At 40.7% G+C, this 19,355-nt stretch carries 13 protein-coding genes; 12 read left to right on the top strand and 1 reads right to left on the bottom strand.

Annotation, left to right across the window (positions count from 1 at the left end; all coding sequences use genetic code 11):
- Positions 1-140 precede the first annotated feature (140 nt).
- The 12 genes from TOL9009_RS43050 (at position 141) to TOL9009_RS0104585 (ending at position 18,183) form a co-directional block, all read left to right on the top strand.
- The gene (locus tag TOL9009_RS43050; protein ID WP_242055506.1) at positions 141-305 is read left to right on the top strand and encodes a hypothetical protein; all 165 of its coding nucleotides are present in this window, start codon (positions 141-143) and stop codon (positions 303-305) included.
- Positions 306-465: 160 nt separating this feature from the next.
- Positions 466-1,836, top strand: a complete 1,371-nt coding sequence (locus tag TOL9009_RS0104640; protein WP_029631504.1) for a hypothetical protein — start codon at positions 466-468, stop codon at positions 1,834-1,836.
- A gap of 39 nt (positions 1,837-1,875) precedes the next feature.
- Positions 1,876-3,207, top strand: a complete 1,332-nt coding sequence (locus TOL9009_RS0104635; RefSeq protein WP_029631503.1) for a DUF1822 family protein — start codon at positions 1,876-1,878, stop codon at positions 3,205-3,207.
- Between the two features lie 136 nt (positions 3,208-3,343).
- Positions 3,344-3,574, top strand: coding sequence for a hypothetical protein (locus TOL9009_RS0104630; protein WP_029631502.1), 231 nt, complete (start codon positions 3,344-3,346; stop codon positions 3,572-3,574).
- Positions 3,571-3,855 (top strand): type II toxin-antitoxin system RelE/ParE family toxin, encoded by a 285-nt coding sequence (locus TOL9009_RS0104625; protein ID WP_029631501.1) that lies wholly within the window; start codon positions 3,571-3,573, stop codon positions 3,853-3,855. Before TOL9009_RS0104630 ends, TOL9009_RS0104625 begins: the two co-directional genes overlap by 4 nt.
- 128 nt (positions 3,856-3,983) lie before the next feature.
- The gene (locus TOL9009_RS0104620) at positions 3,984-6,476 is read left to right on the top strand and encodes a CHAT domain-containing protein (RefSeq protein ID WP_029631500.1); all 2,493 of its coding nucleotides are present in this window, start codon (positions 3,984-3,986) and stop codon (positions 6,474-6,476) included.
- Between the two features lie 233 nt (positions 6,477-6,709).
- Entirely contained in the window at positions 6,710-9,232 is a 2,523-nt protein-coding gene (locus tag TOL9009_RS0104615; protein ID WP_029631499.1) for a CHASE2 domain-containing protein, read from the top strand.
- Positions 9,225-9,926 carry a hypothetical protein gene (locus tag TOL9009_RS0104610; protein ID WP_029631498.1) on the top strand — a complete coding sequence of 234 codons (702 nt, stop codon included), beginning with the start codon at positions 9,225-9,227 and terminating at the stop codon, positions 9,924-9,926. Before TOL9009_RS0104615 ends, TOL9009_RS0104610 begins: the two co-directional genes overlap by 8 nt.
- A gap of 259 nt (positions 9,927-10,185) precedes the next feature.
- Entirely contained in the window at positions 10,186-10,707 is a 522-nt protein-coding gene (locus TOL9009_RS0104605; protein ID WP_029631497.1) for a tetratricopeptide repeat protein, read from the top strand.
- 168 nt (positions 10,708-10,875) lie between these two features.
- Positions 10,876-12,303 (top strand): CHAT domain-containing protein, encoded by a 1,428-nt coding sequence (locus TOL9009_RS0104600; protein ID WP_051502803.1) that lies wholly within the window; start codon positions 10,876-10,878, stop codon positions 12,301-12,303.
- Between the two features lie 871 nt (positions 12,304-13,174).
- Positions 13,175-15,772: a tetratricopeptide repeat protein gene (locus TOL9009_RS0104590; RefSeq protein WP_029631494.1), complete on the top strand. Its 2,598-nt coding sequence runs from the start codon at positions 13,175-13,177 to the stop codon at positions 15,770-15,772.
- Between the two features lie 272 nt (positions 15,773-16,044).
- Positions 16,045-18,183: a S8 family serine peptidase gene (locus tag TOL9009_RS0104585; RefSeq protein WP_029631493.1), complete on the top strand. Its 2,139-nt coding sequence runs from the start codon at positions 16,045-16,047 to the stop codon at positions 18,181-18,183.
- 247 nt (positions 18,184-18,430) lie between these two features.
- On the opposite strand, the gene TOL9009_RS0104580 is transcribed toward TOL9009_RS0104585, so the two are convergent.
- Complete coding sequence (locus tag TOL9009_RS0104580) at positions 18,431-19,255, bottom strand: DUF4351 domain-containing protein (RefSeq protein ID WP_029631492.1); 825 nt, start codon at positions 19,253-19,255, stop codon at positions 18,431-18,433.
- Positions 19,256-19,355: the final 100 nt, after the last annotated feature.

The raw sequence follows: 19,355 nt of genomic DNA, 5'->3' as shown, positions 1-19,355 counted from the left end.
CGTATACCAGGGAAATTAATCAGATAATTTTCATTTGTTGCTACAAAATGAATACAAATCTATCAAACTCTCTCTTGCAAATTGCTTAAATGCTTGTTGAATAAAGATTTTAATACAAACACCGGATTACCAGATCGGGGGTGAAGGGGGGCAGCCCTTCACCCCCTTTTGGGGTTGAGAAGCAGGTAATTGCTGACACGTTCGGTCAGGCTGCGACAATTTGGGATTTACCAGGGCGATTGGCTGCTGAGTCAGCACGAGAATATGAGCGGCTATTCAAAGAAATTATGGGGATGCTGAAATGAATACTAAAAATTGCATAAGCTCAATTAGTCTAGATTTAAAAGATAATGAGGAATTCAGACCATAGTAGGAGGTAAAAAATTTGAACCAAAGTTTGAGGGAAGAACATTTCCCCCCAACTTCTCGTTGTGTCACAAGGAATGAGTCATTTATCCAAAGTTAATGACTAAATCAAAATACTGGAAATGCGTGAGAATCGATGCAGCGGGAAATCGTCAAATCTTGGAAATTGCACCAGCTATGACTTTTTTCGCTAATTCGTTCACCGAGATCCCATATAATGACGTGTCTTCTGCCAATATCCAGCAGCAGCTATTAACATGGTTAAGGGATGCTAGCAATAATGAAAGACGCTTACTCGCACAACGTTGTTTACTTTGCTTTATTTCTTGGCAAATTGAGCAAGTCTGTCTGCAACTAGAAACCCAGTTTGGTGCTGTTCATGGGTTCACTTGTCGGGACTTACTGCCATATGTCCTTGATGATGATGGTAGTTTACAACCGCTAACATCCTATAATTGCTTTTCTAGAGAAATTTTACAGGATTTTGACCCACAACAAAGCAGTCTCACAACTTGGACAAGCAGAAAAGTAAAACAGCATCCAGCACTAAATCGGTTTTTATTGGAGTGCGGAGTTTATCTCATCAGTGATTGGGCAATTCTCAACGATACTCAACCAAAACAGCTACAGCGAATTTTGGGGGAATTTCACTTTCTTACACCTGGGGAAATTAAGCGATCGCAACAACTTTTAGAAGCATATCACGCTATCTACCGTAGCGATCGCCTAGAAAAACGCAATCGAGGACAATGTATTACACCCACAACTCAACAACTACAACAAATCTGCCAGCGTGTTGAAGGTAAAACTAACCAGATGCTCTTAAATGATGTTATGCGACAACTGCAAAACCTCGCTAACCGTCTGCGACAGTACCGGATTCATGTCCGGGGTGGTTCTTTGCCTACAAAATCTTTGGATGCTGTCAAGGAGTATAATAACTTAATTACTCCTGATTCTCACCTGGGGGAACAAGAGGAACAAGCTGAGTTTTTACAGTTTTATCGTCCGCAGTTTCAAGCTTCTTTAGATCGAGCATTGACGATGGTGATTTCATCGCGAGTGAGACAACTACAACGTAAGAGCGAAGAAAAGGCAAGAATGTTCCTAACAGCACTGCACTTATCTCACTGTGAGAAAATATCAATGTCTGAAATCGCCAAGTTTTTAGGACTACGGGCACAAGATGCAGTCACTCGCTTGCTGAAACTTAAGGAATTTCGCACTGATGTTCAACAGAAGCTTTTAGTGATATTGCGATCGCGTGTCATAGAATTAGCCAAAAATTATTCTACCACAGAACGTCTTGCCACTTTAGAAGGTGAAATTACACTCGCTCTTAATGAACAAATTACCAGCTTAATTTCCCAAGCAGAAGCCGAAGCTCAAAGTCCGAAAAAGACATCTTCTCAAAGCCATTTTACAGAAAGACTTTGCAAGCAGTTAAAAATCTCTAATTTGTCGGGCTAATGTCTACGACAATTAATCACCACTATTTTATCACTTACTATGACTAATTTATCAATTAATCCTCAACCAACGTGGTTTGACTTTGAACGATTGCCGACATCAGCAATTACTTTATCACCTGACCAAATTAATCAAGCAATAGAACTTAGCAATCAAATCATCAATACAAATCGGCAATGGCAAGTTTATTTGAATAGTTTAGCTTTATTTGCCTTGGAAGAATGGTTAGAATCACGAGATACATCGCTAACTATTAATCGAGAAAAATGTACACTTTTTCAGCCAGCAGTTGCCAATGCAATTTATAGTGTTAGCAATTTGCAAGTTGGGGAATTTAAACTATGTTTGATTGCCACTGGTAGCCTGACGGATGAAGAAGTAACTTTATCTAGAGCAGTTGTAGATATAGCAGAATATGTAGCTCATTTTTACATATTAGTAGAAGTTTTAGAAGAACAAGAATGTGCTGTTATTCAGGGATTTTTATCTTATCAGCAACTAACAGAAAGATTGGCAAATAGTAACTTAGTAGCTGAAGAAGATTGGACATATCAGCTACCTTTAACTTGGTTTGAAGATAATTCAGACCGTTTATTGCTATATCTGCGTTGCTTAGAACCACAGGCAATTCCTTTACCCGCTGTACCGCCACGGGCTTATAATCTTTCCGGAATGCAAAATGAATTAACAGCATTATTACCCCAATTGCATTCACCTGAACGCGAATTATGGCAAGTTTTAAATTGGGAACAAGGAACAGCAATTCTCACCAGTCCAGAATTACTCAATTGGGTATATAATTTGCAAATCCAACAATTATCAATTCCCCATTTATCAGATTTATTCAAATTATTGACACAACCTGCTTTAAATGTGGGACGTTGGTTGTGGGATGAATTGGATAATTTAGCGCAGGAACTTTCTTGGGTGCTGTTACCGGGTTTTGCACCGATTGGAGAAATGCGAAGTCCCACCGAAGAATTTGCCGCAATTATTACACAACTACAGCAAACAGATTCAGAAATTCCTCTAGAAGCGCGTGCAGCTTTTAAAGATTTGTTGTTGGCAGGAATTCAACTACGATTGTATGCTGTAACATGGCATTTAGTATCAGAATCAAATCGCTCTGAATGGACTTTGTTGTTAATTTTAGGCGCACCTAATTCAAATAGTTTACCGCATAATGTGAAACTTCGCGTCAGTGACCAAACAGGCATTTTAGTGGAACGAGGATTAGAGCCAGAAAATGGAGATGTTTATATTTTCACTCGTGTAATTGGTAATTGGGATGAGAAGTTTCTTGTGAGTGTGAGATTAATGGATGGGGTTGAGGTGACTTTGCCACCGTTTGCGTTTGATTTGGGAAGATAAACGTCTATTTTATTCATCTATAATTTTAAATATAAGCAGGACTTACGCACGGACTACGTATTTCCGTCATTGCGAGGCTAAAGAATAATTTTGCAATCTTGCTCAAGTTAAAGAACTTTCTACAACAATAATTGAAATGGTTACTCTTGAACAAGCTCTGGACATTGTGATGCAACTGCCTCTCGAACAACGAGAGATGCTGATTGATATTATCCACAAGCGTCATATTGAAAGTCGTCGTGAGGAAATTGCTAGAGATGCTCGTGAAGCGATCGCGTCTTTTCATGCTGGCAAATTGAAACCGCAACCTGTAGAAGAAATTATATCAGAATTGCGTCAGTCAATAGATACAGCGACGGAAGAATGAGAGAACTAGTTCTCAGTCCCAAATTTAAAAGAGCTTATCGGAAATTTGTCAAGCGCAATAGCAATTTACAGGAGCGCATTGAAGAAACCTTGGTACAAATGCAGTTAGATGTGTTTGCTGCTGACTTGGGTACACATAAGCTCGAAGGAAAATTAGTTGGTTTAAGAGCTTGTTCGTGTGGTTACGATTGTAGGATTGTGTTTTCGATAGAGAAAGACGAAGAAACCGAGCAGGAAATTATTGTGCTGCTTGATGTCGGTACACACGACGAAGTGTACTAAAGCCTTACAATACGTAAATGCGCTGAGGTGTATTTATTTAAAGGCAAATTTTTGCATAACCTATTTACCCTCAGAAATATAAGAGATTGAAGCGTCAATCTACTTGTACCCATCTGGAGGAGTTGCCAATGTTCTACCGTCTCAAATCTCTCACCCTTGCGACTCTAGTGTTTTCACTGATATTGCCGATAGGTGCTGCCGAATCGAGGACAGGGGAGATTGTGCAAGTACCTCGGACTGCACAGACGCAAACCACACAACAACGAAGAGACGAGGCAATTCGTCTGAACAAAGTTGGTCTTCAGCAGCTTGAGAAAGGTCAATTTCGAGAAGCGTTAGAGACATTTCAACAATCTTTAGCCATTGTTAAACAAATCAACGACAAAGCAGGGGAAGGGACAACTCTCAACAATATTGGGTTAGTTTACAACAATCTGGGTGAGTATCCCAAAGCATTGGAATTCTATCAACAATCTTTAGTCATTCATAAACAAATCAACGACAAAGCAGGGGAAGGGACAACTCTCACTAATATTGGGGGAGTTTACGACAACCTGGGTCAATATCCCAAAGCCTTGGAATTCTATCAACTATCTTTAGTTATTCGTAAAGAAATCGGTGACAAAGCAGGGGAAGGAACAATTCTCAATAATATTGGGGCAGTTTACAATAATCTAGGGCAGTACCCCAAAGCCTTGGAATTCTATCAACAATCTTTAGTTATTCGTAAAGAAATCAGCGACAAAGCAACCGAAGGAATAACTCTCAATAATATTGGGGAAGTATACCGCAACCTGGGTCAATATCCCAAAGCCTTGGAATTCTATCAACAATCTTTAGTTATTAGTAAACAAATCGGTGACAAAGCAACCGAAGGAAGAACTCTCAATAATATTGGGGCAGTTTACATCAGTCTGGGTCAATATCCCAAAGCCTTGGAATTCTATCAACAATCTTTAGTTATTAGTAAACAAATCGGTGACAAAGCACAGGAAGGAAGAACTCTCAATAATATTGGGGCAGTTTACCGCAACCTGGGTCAATATCCCAAAGCCTTGGAATTCTATCAACAATCTTTAGTTATTAGTAAACAAATCGGTGACAAAGCACAGGAAGGAAGAACTCTCAATAATATTGGGGCAGTTTACCGCAACCTGGGTCAATATCCCAAAGCCTTAGAATTCTATCAACAATCTTTAGTTATTCGTAAACAAATCGGTGACAAAGCAGGGGAAGGAAGAACTCTCAATAATATTGGGGCAGTTTACATCAGTCTGGGTCAATATCCCAAAGCGGAAACCACTTTATTAGATGCAATTAAAGTTTGGGAGTCTCTACGAGTTGACTTAAAAGATGCTGATAAAATTTCTATCTTTGAACAGCAAACTTTTACTTATCGCTTCCTACAAATAGCCTTAATCGCTCAGAATAAAAATGACAAAGCTTTGGAAGTTTCGGAAAGGGGTAGAGCTAGAGCTTTTGTTGAGTTATTAGCCTCAAAACAATCCCCTAACTTCAACAATCAAATCAATATTAAACCACCGAGTATCGAGCAAATTAAGCAAATAGCCAAACAGCAAAATGCCACCTTTGTGGAATATTCAATTATTGAATCTCAACTCTATATATGGGTAGTCAAACCCACTGGGGAAATTGCATTTAAACAAGTAGACCTCAAATCTTTAAACACACCACTAAAAGACTTAGTAGACAAAAGCCGTCTATCCATCGGTGCAGGTGGTCGGGGTATTAACGTGGAACCCACAGGTAAACCCGTTCAAAAAGAAAACTTCCAAAAACTCTATCAAGTATTAATTGAACCGATCGCATCCCTTCTACCCAGCAACCCAGATGCACACGTCATCTTCATCCCCCATGAATCTTTGTTCTTAGTTCCCTTTGTTGCGCTGCAAGACAAAGACGGCAAATACCTCATTGAAAAACACACTATTCTAACTTCCCCGGCAATTCAGGTATTAGAACTGACGCATCAACAGCGTCAAAAAACTAGAGGCAAAGATGTGTTAGTTATGGGCAACCCGACAATGCCGAGTGTCGGTGTTCCACCGGTGCAACTACGTCAACTTGAATATGCAGAGATGGAAGCGAAGGAAATTGCCAAGCTGGAAAATACTACAGCAATCATCGGTAGCAACGCAACTAAAGCAGCTTTCAAACAAAAATTACCATCTGCCAGGATTATTCATCTCGCAACGCATGGGTTGTTAGATGACGCTGATAAAAGTATACCGAATGCGATCGCTCTGGCACCATCTGGCAACGATGACGGTTTACTCACTCCTGCGGAAATTATCAATTTACAAATTAATGCAGAATTAGTTGTTTTAAGCGCTTGCGACACCGGCAGAGGTAAAATTACTGGTGATGGTGTAGTTGGTTTATCTCGTTCTTTAATTACTGCTGGTGCGTCTAGTGTAATTGTCTCACTGTGGTCGATTCCCGATTCTTCCACATCAGAATTAATGAGCGATTTTTATGGCAGGTTGCAGCAAAATCCCGATAAAGCTGTTGCATTGCGTCAAGCGATGCTGAACACAATGAAGAAACATTCCAGTCCGATATATTGGGCAGCGTTCACGTTAATTGGTGAGACGAAATAATTAACAAATGAGGAATAATATAGGAATCATATTTGATTTATGAAAAAATTTAAGTATTGTAGGGTGCGTTTATAGCGTTTCCTAGTCTGCTGAGGTACAAATTTATCTGCGTCCATCTGCGTTTATCTATCTTCCGAAGCGGTTAATTCAATATTCTGTACCTCATGAATGTGGGAATCGTTATACCATTTCTATAATTAACAAACGAGGAATAATAGGAGAACAATAAATTAATGAACGCTTCTGCTTTATATCTCAAAGTTCAACAAATCGACAAAGTTTGTTTATTTGAACTTTCATGGGGAAAAGGACAACAAATTAATGCGACACTTCCCTATCCTGAAAAAATCACTTTACTATATCAAGAATGGCAGCGAACTTATTTAAATTTTTATAAAACTTACTTGCGGGGAAGAGTCGCAGATGCTGGAATTATAGCTGCACCAACGCTTGATTGGCACGCAAAATTAGTGCAAGCGGAAGCACAACTATTATATGAGTTTCATAATTGGTTACGCAGTGGTGAATTATATGAAATTCGGGCAGTCATTGCCAATCAAAATAGGGAATTAGCAACAACATCACCAGCGATTGAAGTCTTTCTTAGTTGCAGTCCTTTAGATTTAGCGCGTTTACCTTGGGAAGCTTGGGAAATTAATACGGAATTTGCTGCTGATAAAATTCATATTGTCCGCGCACCTCTGAATATCCGCGAAAAGGTGACATCAAATCATCCCTGTAATCGTCAAGCGAGAGTTTTGGCTATTTTAGGTGATGATACTGGTTTAAATTTTAATTCGGAAAAGTCTGCAATTCGTTCTTTAGAAAAAATCGCCGAAGTTAAATTTATCGGTTGGCAACCCGGAAAAGATATTGCTGAATTAAAAAGGGAAATAGTTGAAGCGATCGCATCGAAAAGCGGATGGGATATTTTATTTTTTGCTGGACATAGTAATGAAACTAGTTTAACAGGAGGAGAATTATCTATAGCCCCAAATGTAGTTTTATCACTCAGCGAAATAGTCCCATCTTTGACTGTTGCCAAAGAACGCGGATTGCAGTTTGCAATATTCAATTCTTGCAGCGGTTTGAGTATCGCAAATAAACTGATTGACTTGGGTTTAAGTCAAGTTGCAGTTATGCGAGAACCAATTCACAATCGCGTTGCTGAAGAATTTTTCGTTTTGTTTTTGCAAGCTTTGACACAATATAAAGATGTTCACGAATCAATATTAGCTGCTTGCGAATATCTCAAGTTAGAAAAAAATCTGACTTATCCAAGTTCTTACTTAATACCTTCTTTGTTTCGGCATCCAGAAGCGGGATTATTTCGTCTCGAACCTTTTGGAATCAAGCAAAAACTCAAAAAGTTGATACCAAGTCGGACTGAAGCGATCGCTCTCTCATCTCTGATATTAATTAGTTTACAACTACCCGTGCAGCAATTTTTATTAGAAAGGCGATCGCTCACACAAGCTATATATCGTCAAGTTACGGGTCAAATTGATAAAACAGCAACTCCCCCAGTCTTGTTGGTGCAAATCGATGAAAAGTCAATTAAAGATGCCAAGATATCGAATCCCAAGCCAATGGAGCGCAAATATTTAGCGCGTCTGGTGGATAAACTTACTGCTGCAAAAGCTAGGGTAGTTGGTATAGATTATTCTTTAGATCGATATCAAGGAGAAAGCGACAAAATCCTTGCACAATCTCTGCAAACAGCGGTAAAAAGTCCAAACCCGACAACATTTGTATTCGCTACAACTCTCACTAAAACTAAGGAACGGCTAGATACTTTACCCAATATTGCCAGTTTAAACTGGAGTTTGCAAGGGGAAATCGATGTTTTACCTGGATATATGCAACTGTTGCCGGTTGTCAAGTCCGATTCTGAACCTTTATTTTTCTCTACCGTGCTGGCTATTTCCCAGGAGTTACAGCAATTACCCAATTCACCACAACCGCAATTGAACAGTCAGAGCGATTTGTTACAACAGATGACCTCTTTTCTCGAAAGTAACAAAAATAATAAAACGATTTTAACATCTCAGGAAACCCATGTTCAACCACTTACAGCTTTGAGTTATTGGATTGGTCAAATGTGGTTGCACCCAATTATAGACTTTTCCATTCCCCCTAATCGGGTGTATAGTTCCATTCCCGCTTGGCAGTTGTTGGAGGGGGAGGGGGAGAGGGGGGGACAAGGGGACAAGGAGACAAGGGGGACAAGGGAGACAAGGGGGACAAGTAAGGGTAATTCTTTTTGTGTTTATGGTAGTCGCAGTTGTTTTTTTCCTCAAAGCTTGGAAAAACAAGTTGTAATTGTTGCACCTGGGGGATATGGTGAAGCAGGTGTGTCAAAAGATGATGAAGACAATTTTGAGTTACCAGCAGCAGTTGCTTATTGGCGAAGTCAAGAAAATCCTGTTAACCAGAATGAAGTTTTTACTGGTGGTGAATATCATGCATACATGGTACATCATTTACTGAATAAAAGATTGGTTGTGCCGATTCCGGATTTGTGGATGATTGGGTTAGCGATATTGTTGGGGAAAACGATGTATTTGTTGCGACAAAGAAAACATCATCGCTTTTCAGGTTTAATACTAGTAAGTATAATCACAACTATTTACGGCTTGATTAGTTTACAGATTTACATTTCATCAACTGCGGTGCTTTTACCTTGGTTTTTACCGTCTGCAATCTTGTGGATTTATGTTCTACCATCTATGTTGAGGAGAAAAGTTCATGAATAAATTTTTACTGCCTATTTTAGTGTTATCAGCTTCATTAAGTACTTTGCCTATTTTACCGAATCAAGCTCAAAGTGCTAAAAAAACTGCGACAATGCAAGGCTTTTCTTGGATAAATATTTCTCAGGCTTTGTTTAGCAAGAAACCTCCCATACGACCACGCAAAGGTGGTTCCCGGCTACCTACTGATGATATCTGCATGATTTCTCCAGATGCTCCAAGTGTACGCAGAATTGTTTGGAGCGATCGCCCTATATTTATCTGGAAAGGTGCGGTGCAGAAAATAGCCGTGCGGACAAGAGGTAGTAATGAATACTTATGGAGTCAAAATGTAGCTGGAGCGCAGAATGCAAATTATACTGGTATGGCGCTACAACCAGGTCAAACCTATGAATGGCTGGTGTTTATTGGTGAGTTTCCTAGTAAATTTGTTCCGTTTCAGGTCATGGATGCACAACAAAGTAAACGCATTACCAGTGATTTGAATAATTTAATCAAAGCAAAAAAAGCTAACAGTGAAGCGATCGCTCTTGCCAAAGCCAATTACTTCATCCAAAATCAGTTGTGGTCAGATGCCTTGCAGCAAGCTTACTCTGTGGAAAACCCCTCTAGAGAATTGGCTCAGATTCTTAAAGATATTCCCGATAAGCTGTGTAATCAAGAACAAATGGTAGGTAGTAATTCTCGAAGTCGTTAAGAAGCCCCGACGATTAAAATCGCGGCTACACAAACAAAGTCCGCCTACGCGGACTAATGAAAAATCAGCGTTTTTAAACGCGCGTAGGCGGGTTTTGCTTGTATAGCCGCGACTTATATTCGCCAGGGCTGGTATGAATTGAGACTTTACAAATATCCTCTAACAAAAAAAATAATTCTTGCCGAATTTTTGCATAACCTCCTACCCCCTCAGAAATATATATACGTAAGCAAGCAAATAAATTTTAGGAGACGGAACAATGAAAGGTCTAAAACTAGCCGTAGCAATCTTAGCATTAGGAACAATCGTCATTAGCCCTAAAGCTGATGCAAAAAGCTTATTTAACGCTCAACAAGTATCCACATCGCAAGTAATAGCGCAAGTTCCCAACTCAGAGAAGGAGACTACAAACGATGCTAATACCTACTTAGAACAAGGATTTAAGCGGATTGAGAAGGACGATTATAAAGGAGCAATTGAAGTTTTTAACCAAGTATTGAAAATTGAACCTAACAATGCTTATGCTTACTTTGGTAGAGGAATAGCCAATTATTCATTAGATCAATATCAAGTAGCGAAGACAGATTTTGACAAAGCTATAGAAATTACTCCTGATATAGCTTATGCCTATTATTTTCGGGGTTTAACCAGCTATTTTTTGAAAGATAAACCGAGTGCGCTCGCTGATTTACGCAAAGCATCCACGCTGTTTAAAAAAGAAGGAAAGCAGGACTTAGCGCAAAAAACAGATACCGTTATTCAGAAGATACAAGAGGGCTAAATGTTAGATAGAAACCCGACTTATTTGATAAGTCGGGTTTGTGACTCTTCCGAAAACAGCCCTCAGGCTGGAAGCCTGGGGCTACACGAACAAAGCCTGCCTTCGCAGGCTGATTATATGCATCTTCGTAGAAAAACGGCACAAACTACCACAAAAATTAATTCAAAAATGAACCTTTTACACTATGTCCAGACGTTCCGGTGGAACGTCTCTACGACGGTTGCTTTGACTTTTATGATTGTGGCTACTATCTCAATGCCTTTAAATTTATTTAAGGCAAATAAAGTATTAGCGCAAACTTCCCAGCAATTACAAAAAAACCTCATCGCTCAGAATCCAACGGAAGCAGCGCTCGTAATTTCTGAACGAGGACGTACCCGTGCATTGGTGGATTTATTGGCAAAGCGCTTATCGACAAAAGATGATTTATCCGTTCCTTTATCGATTGATAAGATTAAACAAGTTGCGAAACAACAAAATGTCACACTTGTAGAATATTCAATTATAACGGATGAGTTTAATGTTGAGGGGAAACGGGAAGCTAAGGAATCAGAATTGTATATTTGGGTGATTAAACCGACAGGTGAAATTACATTTCGCAGCGTTGACTTAAAAGCACTGTGGCAGAAAGAAAAGACATCTTTGACTGATTTAATTTCCCAGAGTCGTCAGTCGATTGGTGCTAGGGGTGGAAATGTTAAAGGCATGATTAAGGTAAAACCAACAGGAAAGTCTAACTCAAAAGAAAAATTACAGAAATTACATCAACTGTTAATTCAACCCATTGCAGACACTTTACCGACTCAACCGGATGATAAAATAGTTTTTATCCCTCAAGGTTCGCTGTTTCTTGTTCCCTTCGTGGCGTTACCCGATGCAAATGGTAAATACCTAATTGAAAAGCATACCATTTCTACCGCTCCTTCGATTCAAGTGCTGGATTTACTTTATCAACGACAGCAGCAAATTAAAGGGGTAGCCAAGGATATTTTGATAGTCGGTAATCCTACTATGCCTAGCGTATCGGCGAAACCTGGAGAAAAGCCGCAGCAACTACCTTCGCTACCGGGTGCGGAAAAAGAAGCAAAGGAAATTGCTCGTCTTTTCAATACTCAAGCGTTCACGGGTGATGTAGCAACGGAAACCACAGTTAAGCAGCGAATGTCTCAAGCCAGAATTATTCACTTTGCAACACAGGGTTGTCTTGAGTTTGAGGGAATGAATATCCCTGGTCAACTGGCTTTTGCACCGTCGAGTCAAGATGATGGTTGGCTGAAATCGGAAGAAGTGATGAATTTGAATTTGAATGCAGAGCTAGTTGTTTTAAGTAGTGATGATACAGCTTTAGGGAGAATTACGGGGGATGGTGTGATTGGATTATCTCGGTCTTTCTTTGCCGCAGGGGTGCCTAGCGTGGTTGGTACTTTGTGGAGTCCGTGGGATGAAAAAATTGTGTTGCTCATGACTACGTTTTATGAGAATCTAAGTAAAAAGCCGGATAAAGCTTATGCCTTGCGTCAAGCGATGTTAACAACGATGAAAAAGTATCCAAATCCTTTTGATTGGGCGGGTTTTACCCTGATTGGTGCGCTTTAACATTGCCCTTTCACGATTTCGGGAAACCTCTCCCTGCTTTGAACTGTGTTCAAAGCTGTCCCTCTCCGACGCGGAGAGGGACTCTTGCTCCCCTTCCCTCGTAGGGAAGGGGTTGGGGGTTAGGTTTGAGAGAAAGTTGCACACCGCATTAAGTAATCAACCGGACATGATACTAATGCAAAATCTAACAATCTTCCGTCAACGTGAACGCAATGACATATTAATTTTTATTTTTCATCGAATAATAAAAACTGGGATGCACCCCAAAGCTAAATTATTGAATTCGGGAAGCCGTTTATTGAATTCGGGAAGCCGTTTATTGAATTCGGGAAGCCGTTTATTGAATTCGGGAGTCCGTTTATTGAATTCGGGAGTCCGTTTATTGAATTCGGGCGTCCGTTTATTGAATTCGGGCGTCCGTTTATTGAATTCGGGAGTCCGTTTATTGAATTCGGGAAGCCGTTTATTGAATTCGGCTTGTCGATAACGCACCATACTGGGGTGTCTAGACTAATATCACCGGTAGATTACTTACGCTTCTCCGCAGAACCCCACCCCGCCAAAGCTATGCTTTGTCTCCCCTCCCCGCAAGCGGGGAGGGGATTAAGGGGTGGGGTGCAGTGACTTTGGGAATCATAACTAATTATCATGACTTGGTATAATATGTAGCAAAAAAAGTGTGGGTTGGGTTGACGTAACCAAACCCAATCTACACCGAATGCAGGATATCTCGCTAAAACGCGCTACTACGAAACTACTAGAAGAGTTGAAACCTATGCTGGTCATACTTGTGTGTACACTGCGGCGTTTTTTGCATAAGCTCTTAGTCGTCAGAAATATATGGAAAATAGTTATAGTTATGGCAACGAATATGCGAATCAATAAATTTTTACTGATAGTATTTAGCACTTTGCTACTTACCGGTTTACAGTCTGTTTGGCTAAATCCGTTAACATTTGGGGAATCTGCGGTAGTAGCGCAAACACCAGATGCACGGAAAACCGAAGCAGATAGACTGTTGCAGCAAGGTATTGAGCAGTATAAAACAAGCCAATTTGAAGCTGCATTCAAATCTTGGGAACAAGCATTAATTATTTATCGAGAAATTAAAGACCGTCAAGGTGAGGGTCAATCTCTAGGAAATTTGGGAAATGCTTACTCTTCTTTGGGAAATTACGTTAAAGCCATTGATTACTTGGAACAGACATTAGCTATATTACGCGAAATTAAAGACCGTAAAGGTGAGGGTGCAGCTCTTGGAAATTTGGGAAATGCTTACTTTTTTTTAGGAAACTATGTTAAAGCCATTGATTACCAGCAACAGAGTTTAGCCATCGCACGGGAAATTAAAGACCGTAATGGTGAGGGTAATGCTCTAGGAAATTTGGGAGTTGCTTACAAATCTTTGGGAAACTATGTTAAAGCCATTGAATACTACCAACAGGGTTTAGCTATAGCACGGCAAATTAAAGACCGTTTAGGGGAGGGTGCATCTCTAGGAAATTTGGGAAATGCTTACTTTCTTTTGGGAAACTATGTTAAAGCCATTGAATACCAAGAACAGAGTTTAGCTATAGCACGGAAAATTAAAGACCGTAATGGTGAGGGTGAATCTCTAGGAAATTTGGGACTTGCTTACAATTTTTTAGGAAACTATGTTAAAGCCATTGAATACTACGAACAGTATTTAGCGATCGCACGGGAAATTAAAGACCGTAATGGTGAGGGTAAAGCTCTAGGAAATTTGGGAATTGCTTACCGTGCTTTGGGAAACTATGCTAAAGCCATTGAATACTACGAACAGAGTTTAGCTATTAAACGGGAAATTAAAGACCGTTTAGGAGAGAGTCAATCTTTAGGAAATTTGGGAAATGCTTACTTTTCTTTAGGAAACTACGCTAAAGCCATTGATTACCTGGAACAGACATTAGCCATAGCACGCGAAATTAAAGACCTCAATGGAGAAGGGCAAAGCCTAAATAATTTAGGATTAGCTCTCTATAAATCTGGCAAGCTTGCAGAAGCTGAAAAAATTCTCCGCACTGGCATTGAGAGATATGAATCTCTCAGAGAATTATTGGGTAATAATGATAGCTACAAAGTTTCAATTTTTGAACAACAAGCTAATATTTACCGCATACTGCAAGAAGTCCTGATTGCTCAGAATAAACCTTCATTGGCTCTAGAAATTTCTGAGCGGGGACGTAGTAGAGCGTTTGTAGAGTTATTAACTTCACGCTTGGAGAGCAAAACTACAGGTCAAACCCCAGAACCTACTGTTGCTAAACCGACACTATCGCTGCTGCAACAAATCGCTAAAGAGCAAAATGCAACATTTGTTGAGTATTCGATTGTTTATAATGACTTCAAGATTCAGGGTAAACAAGAAGCTAAGGAATCAGAACTTTATATTTGGGTCATCAAACCCACAGGTGAAGTTACATTCCGCAAAATCGACCTGAAACCCCTGTGGCAAAAAGAAAATACAAATTTAGCAAAACTCGTTAGTATCAGCCGTGATTCTATTGGTGTTAGAGCAGGTGGTATTGTAGTTAGCGAAAATCCTAATGCAGCTAAACCAAAAAACCAATTAAAGCGTTTACACGAATTATTAATCAACCCGATCGCTGACTTATTACCCAAAAACCCTAGCGACAGAGTTATCTTCATTCCTCAAGATGCATTATTCCTCGTTCCCTTCCCCGCACTACAAGACGCAAACGGTAAATACCTGATTGAAAAACACACTATCCTCACTGCACCATCGATTCAAGTATTAGATTTAACCCACCAGCAAAGGGAGAGGGGGAGAGGGGGGGACAAGGAGAAGGGGGGAATATTAATTGTAGGTAATCCGACGATGCCTAGTGTACCACCGGAGCCAGGAGAGAAACCGGAGCAGTTAGCATCATTACCAGGTGCAGAAAAAGAAGCAAGAGCGATCGCATCCCTACTCAACACCAAACCAATTATAGGTTCTCAGGGTACAAAAGCATCTGTTGTCCAAAAAATGCCTTCTGCAAGAATCATTCATCTAGCGACACATGGCATATTCGATGATAACCGAGGATTGGGGAGTGCGATCGCTCTTGCTCCCGATGCATCATTTTCCCCAAAACCAGGGGAAATCAACGGTTTACTTACAGCTGAAGAAATCCTGGATCTGAAACTGCAAGCTGAGTTAGTCGTCCTCAGCGCTTGCGACACTGGTAGGGGAAAAATTACCGGGGATGGGGTAATTGGTTTATCGCGATCGCTCATCTCTGCGGGAGTTCCCAGCGTCTTGGTGTCTCTATGGTCAGTTCCCGATTCCCCCACCGCAGAGTTAATGTCTCAATTTTACACCAATCTGCAACAACGCCGCATGGATAAAGCACAAGCCTTGCGTCAAGCGATGTTAACGACGATGAAAACCCACCCCAGTCCTAGAGATTGGGCAGCTTTCACCCTGATTGGAGAATCGGAGTGACCTAACCCCCCAACCCCCTTCCCTCGCAGGGAAGCTACGGTGTACACACAAGTTATCGAATCACTACCAGTCCTCGAATTACCCCACCCTAACCCTCCCCTTGTAAAGGGGAGGGGACAAGAATCTCTTGTTTCCCCCCTTTCCAAGGGGGGATTAAGGGGGGTAGTTGGACTTGTGTATACACCGTAGCCTTGTAGGGGAGAGGTTTGGAGAGAGGTCAAAATCTACAATTCTTACGTAAATTCAACTAGAAAACTATTGGAGTCAACATCATGAAACGTATCTTCTCCATTTTATTAGCTGCTGGTATTTGGTCATTAAGCAGCGTCCCCCTAGTAACAAACACGAGCGCGATCGCTCAAACTCAAGAAAATAGCGATTTATTTTACCTGTATAAAGGACAACGCATTCCCTTAAATCAACGACCGGATGCGATCGCTGTTGCCTTTAAAAAAGTTGGTGGGACACGCGATCGCACAGCTCAACCGCTTTACCTGCAACTCCAGCAAGCTTTACAAGGTGGTACTCGTGGAACTACTCCACCAAAGGTCAGTCCTTTGGGTGCAAATTATGCTTTAGTTAGTCTACCATCGGGAGTTCGAGATGTGGGCAATGCTTTTGTTTCTCAAATCCAACAGCAACCTTACGTCCAAACTACTTTACCAGTACTGAGTCGCAGCGAACGTCAAGAAGTTATCGTTTTACCCAACGAAATTATTATCAGCTTTGAGCCGCAACTTGACGAGAGCCAGAGACAAACGATTTTGCAGCAAAATAATTTAGCGATGGTGCGTCCGTTGCGCTTTAATCGCGATCGCTATATCGTCAAATCCACATCTGCTGACGGCACCAAAATTCTCAGCATTTCTAACCAGTTAAATCAAGTGAAAGGTGTAACTTCTGCTGCACCCAATTTCATTCAAACTGTTACTCACCAAAATCTCCAAACAACTGCCAAACAAGCAAGTTTGAAAAACTCCCAACCATTTGCCAACTTCACTCAAGGCAATATGGCGACTCAATCCACCAGAAGCATTTCGCCGAAATCCAACTTATTAGGATTGGCGTGGCAATTAAATAGCATACCACTAAAACAATGTCTGCAACAATCAGTATTTAATTTAGAAACATTACAAAGCTGCCTGCAACAAGCAAAAGCGACAAAATCGACTCCATCCCGCACAGATATCAGAGTAACAGATGCCTGGAAACGTAGCAACGGCGGACGCGGTGTAGTTGTGGCAGTTATAGATAGCTTAATTGAATGGGAGCATCCCGATTTGGCGAATAGTTTGTATACTGTGAAAGCTGCTGATAAATGTCCGGGAGAAGTTCACGGTTGGGATTTTTCCGCTGGTGGTGATAGCGCCAATCCATGCGAAAATGGTGATGCAGATACTCGGATTTCGACCTTGGAACTGGCGATTTTGGGTTCAAAATTTCAGGATACTTTCCAACTATCTGACGCGAAATTAGTCGAGCAATATTCCACATATGCGATCAAAATCAAGAAAAAAAATCCAGATTACTCACTCGAAGAAATCGCTAATGCTTTACGTGGCTATATTCGTCATAAAATAGGTGGAGAATTTCACGGTACTTGGGTGAGTGGGGTAATTGCTGCTAAACCGGAAAATGGTCAAGGAGTCGTAGGTGTGGCTCCTAATGCTCAAATTTTACCTGTGCGGGTGTTCGGGTTAGATGGTAGTATAGTTACCTCTGCTTATATCGAAGCTATAGGTTATGCGGCAGATCGGGGTGCTGATGTGATTAATCTCAGCTTGGGTTCAAGTTTACCAAGTGAGGGAGAAGAAGAAGCGATCGCATCCGTTCTCAAAGCACATCCGAAGTTAGTAATTGTGGCTGCTGCTGGCAATGAAAACTCTAAGCAAGTAGCGTTTCCTGCTGCTTATCCAGGAGTGGTTGCAGTGGGTGCAATCAATATTATGGGCGATCGTGCGCCTTACAGCAACTACGGTAAAGGATTAGATTTAGTTGCACCCGGAGGCGATTTAAATACACCGGGAATGGTGGGTGGAATCCCCACTACAGGCGGCACTTGGCGAGATGCCTTTTGGCAGGGTGTATCAAATCCTACCTCGCGCTGGTCTTCTGTGGTTGACCCTAGAGGTAAATATTGGTGGGTGCAGGGGACTTCCTTTGCTTCACCGGCTGTAGCGGGGGTAGTTGCTTTGATGAAAGGGGAAAATTCCAAGTTAAATCGAGAAGGTTTGGTTAGTATTCTTAAATCTACAGCGAGTTACGAAGGGTTGAATATTTCTGATGAAGATGCTAAATCATACCGTTCAAAGGGTGCGAAGTCAGATTTAGCGAAGGATAAACAGTACTTTTTCGGGAATGGTTTGGTAAATGCGGATGCAGCAGTGAAAGCGGTGAAACAAAAGCGATAAAGGAGATGGGGGAAGGGGTATATAGCGGTACTCAAAACCTCACCCCCAACCCCTCTCCTTGGTAAGGAGAGGGGAGATAAAGCGCAGCTTTATCGGGGTGAGGTAATCGCTGTACCTTACGCTTATAGCGATTTCCACATTGAATTAACCGCAGATGAAGATAGATAAACGCTGATGAACGCAGATAAATTTGTACCTCAGCAGACTAGGAAACGCTATAACTCCGACTAAACAGTTTTAATATCTCCTAATTATTTTCTTGCTGATTCAACCACTTTTCTAAATCAGCAACTTCTGTAAAATCTAACAATGCTTGTGCTAAATTTTCTAACTGTTCAGTAGATAATCCCCGCACTCGTTCAATCAATGATTCATCTATTGGGTTGAATCTTCCATTAAGCTGAAGTATAATCACCCGTTCTTCACCTTGTTTGTTGCCCTTCTGTAATATATCTTGATAAATGACTGACTCTTGCATAATGTCCTCACTTAATAATCGACGAATCAGGTTTTTCTCAAACCGCAAACCTGCTAATATCTCTGTATATCCGGCAATATTCTGCTTTGTATCTCTATCTGAAATTGTAGCAACCCTTTGGGCAACCTGGAATAACAACGCTTGCGGTGAGGTTGTTTGTGTTAATGGTGCCAATGCAAGTAATGCTTCATTATTGAGAAATAGCGCTGAATCTTGCTCCCACATTCGGATGACTCGATAGCGATGGATTGTAGTTTCGTCTACATACTCTTCGGTGAAGGCAATTTCGTCGTCTGTTTGTTGTAAGAAAATGACTACTTGCGTTACAGGAACGTCATATTGCCGCTTGAGTCTGACAGAATAATCCAACATGCGGAAGGGAATTGGAGGATGAGATTTTGTTAGGGTTTGAAATTCGATATGTAAAATCCGATTTTCTGTTTGCAAAAATGTAACCGAATCTGCCCGAATTGGTTCTATGCTTAATTCAGTTTTTAAGACTTTGATTTTTTGTGGTTCTACTGGTAACAGCCAACGAGCAAATTCAACAGGATATTTTTCAGCTAATATTTTACAAACGTTATCGAAAGCCACAATTTTCCTCCAGTTTTCTACATGATTTATTTTATTAATAAATCATGTACTTGGAACGAACTGTTTTTTTATCGGCTGCTTTGATGCTGATTAACTATAA

This window comes from [Scytonema hofmanni] UTEX 2349 (genome assembly GCF_000582685.1).
GTDB classification, from domain to species: domain Bacteria; phylum Cyanobacteriota; class Cyanobacteriia; order Cyanobacteriales; family Nostocaceae; genus Hassallia; species Hassallia hofmanni.
Note: the sequence above shows the minus strand (reverse complement) of the source record. Positions and strands in the feature narration are given on the sequence as shown.